This window comes from Stenotrophomonas sp., assembly GCF_031995405.1.
GTDB lineage: Bacteria > Pseudomonadota > Gammaproteobacteria > Xanthomonadales > Xanthomonadaceae > Stenotrophomonas.
Genome location: NZ_DAMAGC010000174.1, coordinates 1 through 6451 on the forward strand (window position 1 = coordinate 1; position 6451 = coordinate 6451).

At 62.8% G+C, this 6451-nt stretch carries 4 protein-coding genes; all 4 read right to left on the minus strand.

Annotation, left to right across the window (positions count from 1 at the left end):
* Nucleotides 1-114 precede the first annotated feature (114 nt).
* Complete coding sequence (fusA, locus tag RTO53_RS19015) at nt 115-2256, minus strand: elongation factor G (RefSeq protein WP_312239244.1); 2142 nt, start codon at nt 2254-2256, stop codon at nt 115-117.
* A gap of 135 nt (nt 2257-2391) precedes the next feature.
* Nucleotides 2392-2859, minus strand: a complete 468-nt coding sequence (gene rpsG / locus RTO53_RS19020; RefSeq protein WP_019186122.1) for a 30S ribosomal protein S7 — start codon at nt 2857-2859, stop codon at nt 2392-2394.
* Nucleotides 2860-2871: 12 nt separating this feature from the next.
* A complete protein-coding gene (gene rpsL / locus RTO53_RS19025; RefSeq protein ID WP_017356008.1) occupies nt 2872-3246 on the minus strand; it encodes a 30S ribosomal protein S12 in 375 nt (124 codons plus the stop codon).
* A 374-nt stretch (nt 3247-3620) separates the two neighbouring features.
* The coding region (locus RTO53_RS19030; protein WP_312239245.1) for a DNA-directed RNA polymerase subunit beta' at nt 3621-6451 on the minus strand (2831 nt) is incomplete at its 5' end.

Genomic DNA, 6451 nt, shown 5'->3' on the forward strand with positions numbered 1-6451 from the left:
CGTGACCGATGGTGCCGACGTTGACGTGCGGCTTGGTGCGCTCGAACTTACCCTTTGCCATTGTTGTATACCTTGGATATCAGAAAAGAATGAGGTGGAGTCCCGAGCTTACGCTCAGGACTTCTTGATCACGGTTTCGGCGATGTTCGACGGCGCCGGCTCGTAGTGGTCGAATTCCATCGTGAACGTCGCGCGACCCTGGGTCTGCGAACGCAGCGAGGTGGCGTAACCGAACATTTCACCCAGCGGGATCATCGCGTTGATGATTTCCGCCGAACCGTCACCGGTCACGCTCGAACCCTGCAGCATGCCGCGACGACGGCTGACGTCGCCCATCACGTCACCCTGATAGTCGCTCGGGGTCACGATCTCGACCTTCATGATCGGCTCCAGCAGAACCGGCTTGGCCTTCTGGAAGCCCTGCTTGAAGGCCATCGAGGAGGCCAGCTTGAACGCCATTTCCGAGGAGTCGACGTCGTGGTACGAGCCGAAGACCAGCTTGACCTTGACGTCCACGACCGGGAAGCCCGCCAGCGGACCGCTGGTGATGGTTTCGCGCAGGCCCTTTTCGATCGACGGAATGAATTCCTTCGGAATCACGCCACCGGTGATGTCGTTGATGAACAGGAAGTCGTCCTTGATCATCGGGGCGATCTTCGGATCGGCACGGTCTTCAGCGGTGATCGGCGACAGCTCGATCACGACGTGACCGTACTGACCCTTACCACCGGACTGCTTGGCGTGCTTGTAGTCCGACTTGACGTCGGCCAGCTGGATGGTTTCGCGGTAGGCCACCTGCGGCTTGCCGACGTTGGCTTCAACGTTGAACTCGCGCTTCATGCGGTCGACGATGATGTCCAGGTGCAGCTCGCCCATGCCCGAGATGATGGTCTGGCCGGATTCTTCGTCGGTCTTGACGCGGAACGACGGATCTTCCTGGGCCAGACGGCCGAGGGCCAGACCCATCTTTTCCTGGTCGGACTTGGTCTTCGGTTCGACGGCCATCGAGATCACCGGCTCCGGGAACACCATGCGCTCCAGGATGATCGGGTGGTCCTGCGAGCACAGCGTGTCGCCGGTGGTGGTGTCCTTCAGACCCACAGCCGCGGCGATGTCACCGGCCAGCACTTCCTTGATTTCTTCGCGATCGTTGGAGTGCATCTGCAGGATGCGGCCGATGCGCTCCTTCTTGCCCTTCACCGAGTTCAGCAGCTGGTCGCCGGCGTTCAGCGTGCCCGAGTAGACACGGAAGAAGGTCAGCGCGCCCACGAACGGGTCGGTGATGATCTTGAAGGCCAGGGCCGAGAACGGGGCCTTGTCGTCGGACTTGCGGCTCAGGGCGATGGTTTCATCGTCCACGTCGGTACCGGTCACGTCCGGCACGTCGATCGGCGACGGCAGCAGCTGCACCACGCCGTCCAGCATGGCCTGCACGCCCTTGTTCTTGAACGCCGAACCGCAGTACATCGGCACGATGTCGGTGGCCAGGGTGCGCACGCGCAGGGCTTCGACGATCTCGGCCTCGGTCAGCTCTTCGCCGCCCAGGTACTTTTCCATCAGCTCTTCGCTGGCTTCAGCCGCGGCTTCGATCATGTAGGTGCGGGCCTCTTCGGCCTCCGCCTGCATGTCGGCCGGGATCTCCAGGTACTCGAACTTCATGCCCTGCGAGGCTTCATCCCAATGGATGGCCTTCATCTTGATCAGGTCGACGACGCCCTTGAAGCCTTCTTCAGCGCCGATCGGCAGCTGCATCGGCACGGCGACGGCACCCAGCTTGGCCTTCAACTGGCCAACGACCTTGGTGAAGTTGGCGCCGGTGCGGTCCATCTTGTTGACGAACGCGATGCGCGGCACCTTGTAGCGGTTGGCCTGGCGCCACACGGTTTCCGACTGCGGCTGCACGCCACCGACGGCGCACAGCACGAACACCGCGCCGTCGAGCACGCGCAGCGAGCGCTCGACTTCGATGGTGAAGTCGACGTGTCCGGGGGTATCGATGATGTTGAAGCGATGCTCCGGCAGGGACTTGTCCATGCCCTTCCAGAACGCGGTGGTCGCAGCGGACTGGATCGTGATGCCACGCTCCTGCTCCTGCTCCATCCAGTCCATGGTGGCAGCGCCGTCGTGCACTTCACCGATCTTGTGGCTCTTGCCGGTGTAGAACAGGATGCGCTCGGACGTGGTGGTCTTGCCGGCATCGATGTGAGCCATGATGCCGAAGTTGCGGTAACGCTCGATGGGAGTGTTGCGGGCCACGGGAGCCTCTCAATTTCTTGGAATTCGGATGGCCGAACGCCGCCTTTCGGCGGCCTTCGGATTGGCGCGGCACCCCAGGTGCCGCGAAGCGGCACTAGATAGTGCCGCCGTGCCTGTTTTGCAAGGCCGTCAAACTCACCAGCGGTAGTGGGCGAATGCCTTGTTGGCTTCGGCCATGCGGTGGGTTTCTTCGCGCTTCTTGATAGCGCCACCACGGTTTTCCGAGGCGTCCAGCAGTTCGGCAGCCAGCTTCTTCGGCATGGTGTTCTCACCACGCTTGCGCGCGGAGTCGATCAGCCAACGCATGGCCAGCGCCATCTTGCGCGAGGAACGCACTTCGACGGGCACCTGATAGGTGGCACCACCGACGCGGCGGGACTTGACTTCGACCGACGGAGCCACGTTTTCCAGAGCCTTCTGAACCAGCTCGACGGAATTCGGGTTCTTTTCGCCGATCACGTCCATGGCGCCATAGACGATCTTTTCAGCGACCGACTTCTTGCCGCTCAGCATCACCATGTTGATGAAGCGTGCGATGGTTTCACTTCCGTGCTTCGGATCCGGCAGGACAGAGCGCTGCGGCGTATTACCTTTACGAGACATGTGTACTTTCCCTTAGCTCTTCGGACGCTTGGCGCCGTACTTGGAACGGCCCTGGCGACGCTTGGCAACGCCGGAGGCGTCCAGCGAGCCACGCACGGTGTGGTAACGCACACCCGGCAGATCCTTGACGCGACCGCCACGGATCAGGACCACGGAGTGTTCCTGCAGGTTGTGGCCTTCGCCGCCGATGTAGCTAATCACTTCTTCCTGGTTGGTCAGGCGAACCTTGGCAACCTTGCGAAGCGCCGAGTTCGGCTTCTTCGGAGTGGTGGTGTACACGCGCGTGCAGACGCCACGGCGCTGGGGGCACTTATCGAGGGCCGGGGAGGCACTCTTATAAGTGGTTGCCTGCCGCGGCTTGCGGACAAGCTGATTGATCGTCGCCATCAGTATGTTCTTCTGAGAGAGGCCAATGAAAAGACTGGCCATTGAATGCGGAAATGTGCGAGCAGGCGAGAAACCGGCCTGCTGAGACAGACGATTGTAGCAACCCGGCGAAAACGCAGTCAAATGCGCACGCGCCCGGCCAGCCCTGATCCCGGGCCGTTACAGGGGAGCCTTTTCCGTGCCCCCCGTTCAGGTTGTCAAGCCGGTCCTTTGCAAGACCGGCGGGCATCCTACCTCATCGGCAGGCATCCGACCAGTGGCCGGCGCTGCTGATTCACCGGTCCGACCCAGGGTCGGACCCTTTCCGGGACGGGACCGACCCGGAGGTCGGCGCCCTGCCCTGCCGCGGGCCCGGCCGAAGCCGGGCCTGCGTATTACTCGTCGCTGCCCGGAGCCTGTTCAGCTTCGGTCGATTCCACGGCCACCGGTGCCGTCACTGCCACGTCAGCCACCACCGGCGCGGAGCCGGACAGGGTCTGCATTTCCGAGTCGGTCAGACCCGAGGCGTTGCGACGACGGTTGGCGTGGTACGACAGACCGGTACCGGCCGGGATCAGGCGGCCGACGATGACGTTTTCCTTCAGGCCGCGCAGGTTGTCCTTGGTGCCGCGGACGGCAGCTTCGGTCAACACGCGGGTGGTTTCCTGGAAGGAGGCCGCCGAGATGAACGACTCGGTGGCCAGCGACGCCTTGGTGATACCCAGCAGGACCGGATCGAAACGGGCGATCAGCTCGTTGCGGGCGGTCAGACGCGCATTTTCCTCGATGACGCGCTGGCGCTCGGCCTGCTCGCCATTCAGGAACTTGCTGCTGCCCTGGTCGGTGATCTCGACCTTGCGCAGCATCTGACGGGTGATCACTTCGATGTGCTTGTCGTTGATCTTCACGCCCTGCAGGCGGTACACGTCCTGGATTTCCTTGACCAGGTAGGCCGCCAGCGGTTCGACACCCAGCAGACGCAGGATGTCCTGCGGGCTCGGCTCGCCGTCCACGATGGTTTCGCCCTTGGTCACGTGCTCGCCTTCGAACACGATCACCTGACGGTACTTCGGGATCAGCTCTTCGTGCTCGGAACCATCGGTGTCCTTGATGATCAGGCGCTGCTTGCCCTTGGTGTCCTTGCCGAAGCTGATGATGCCCGAACGCTCGGCCAGGATCGCCGGATCCTTCGGCTTGCGGGCTTCGAACAAGTCGGCAACGCGCGGCAGACCACCGGTGATGTCACGGGTCTTGGACGCTTCCTGCGGGATCTTGGCGACCACGTCGCCCACGCCGACGGCGGCGCCGTCCTGCAGGTTGACGATGGAACGCGGCGGCAGCAGGTACTGGGCCGGCAGATCGGTGTTCGGAATGGTCAGGTCATTGCCCTTGCCATCCACGATACGCACGATCGGGCGCAGTTCCTTGGCCTGCGAGCCACGACGCTTCGGATCGGTGATTTCGCGCGAGGCCAGGCCGGTCAGTTCGTCGGTCTTCTCGATGACGGTGACGCCGTCGATGAAGTCGATGAAGCGGATGAAACCGGCCACTTCGGACACGATCGGGTGGTTATGCGGGTCCCAGTTGGCCACGGTCTGGCCAGCCTTGACCTGGTCGCCATCCTTGGAAGCGATGGTCGAGCCGTACGGCAGCTTGTAACGCTCGCGCTCACGACCGTGGGCATCGAGCACCGAGATTTCACCCGAGCGCGAGACCGCCACCAGCGAACCGCTGGCGTGCTCGACCGACTTCAGGTTGTTGAACTTGACCGAACCGGTGGTCTTGACGGTGATGTTGTCCACCGCCGCCGCACGCGATGCCGCACCACCGATGTGGAACGTACGCATGGTCAGCTGGGTACCCGGCTCACCGATCGACTGGGCGGCGATGACGCCGACCGCTTCACCGATGTTGACGATGTGGCCACGGGCCAGATCGCGACCGTAGCAATGGGCGCACACACCGAAGGGCGAGGCGCAGGAGATGGTCGAACGGACCTTCACCGACTGCACGCTGGCGTCTTCAAGCTTGGCCACCCACTGCTCGTCGAGCAGGGTGTTGCGGGTCACGATCGGATCTTCGTCGTTGCCCGGCAGGAACACGTCCTCGGCCACGACACGACCCAGCACGCGGTCCTTCAACGGCTCCACGACGTCGCCGCCTTCCACGATCGGGGTCATGGTCAGGCCTTCGGTGGTACCGCAATCCACCTCGGTGATGACCACGTCCTGGGCCACGTCGACCAGACGACGGGTCAGGTAACCCGAGTTCGCCGTCTTCAGCGCGGTATCGGCCAGACCCTTACGGGCGCCGTGGGTGGAGTTGAAGTACTCCTGCACGTTCAGGCCTTCACGGAAGTTCGCCTTGATGGGCGTTTCGATGATCGAGCCATCCGGTCGCGCCATCAGGCCACGCATACCGGCCAGCTGGCGGATCTGCGCCTGCGAACCACGCGCACCGGAGTCGGCCATGATGTACAGCGAGTTCATCGACTTCTGGTCGATGGTCTCGCCCTTGGCGTTGATCACCTTCTCGGTACCAATGGTGTCCATCATCGCCTTGGCGATGCGTTCATTGGTACGCGACCAGATGTCGACCACCTTGTTGTAGCGCTCGCCGGCGGTGACCAGGCCCGACTGGTACTGCTCCTGGATTTCCAGCACTTCGGCTTCGGCCTCGGTGAGGATGCCCTTCTTCTCGTCCGGGATCAGCATGTCGTCGATACCGATCGACACGCCGGCGCGGGTTGCGTAGGCAAAGCCGGTGTACATCAGCTTGTCGGCGAACACGACCGTGTCCTTCAAGCCCAGCTGGCGGTAGCTGGAGTTGATCAGGCGGCTGATGTTCTTCTTGGTCAGCTCGGTGTTGGCCAGCGCGAACGGCAGGCCTTCCGGCAGGATTTCAGCCAGCAGGGCGCGACCGATCGTGGTGTCCACGATCGAGGTCTTGTTCTGCTTGTTGCCGTCCTCGTCGGTCACCACTTCGGTGATGCGGACCTTGACGCGCGCGTGCAGTTCCACCACGCGGTTGTCGTAGGCGCGCTTGACTTCGGAGATGTTGGCGAAGGCCATGCCCTCGCCCTTCTTGTTCTCCAGCGAGCGGGTCATGTAGTACAGACCCAGCACGACGTCCTGCGAAGGCACGATGATCGGCTCGCCGTTGGCCGGCGACAGGATGTTGTTGGTCGACATCATCAGCGCGCGCGCTTCCAGCTGGGCTTCCAGCG

Coding starts and splice junctions, on each gene's coding strand:
- rpsG (WP_019186122.1), bottom strand. CDS start 2,859: ATGTCTCGTAAAGGTAATACGCCGCAGCGCTCTGTCCTGCCGGATCCG.
- rpsL (WP_017356008.1), bottom strand. CDS start 3,246: ATGGCGACGATCAATCAGCTTGTCCGCAAGCCGCGGCAGGCAACCACT.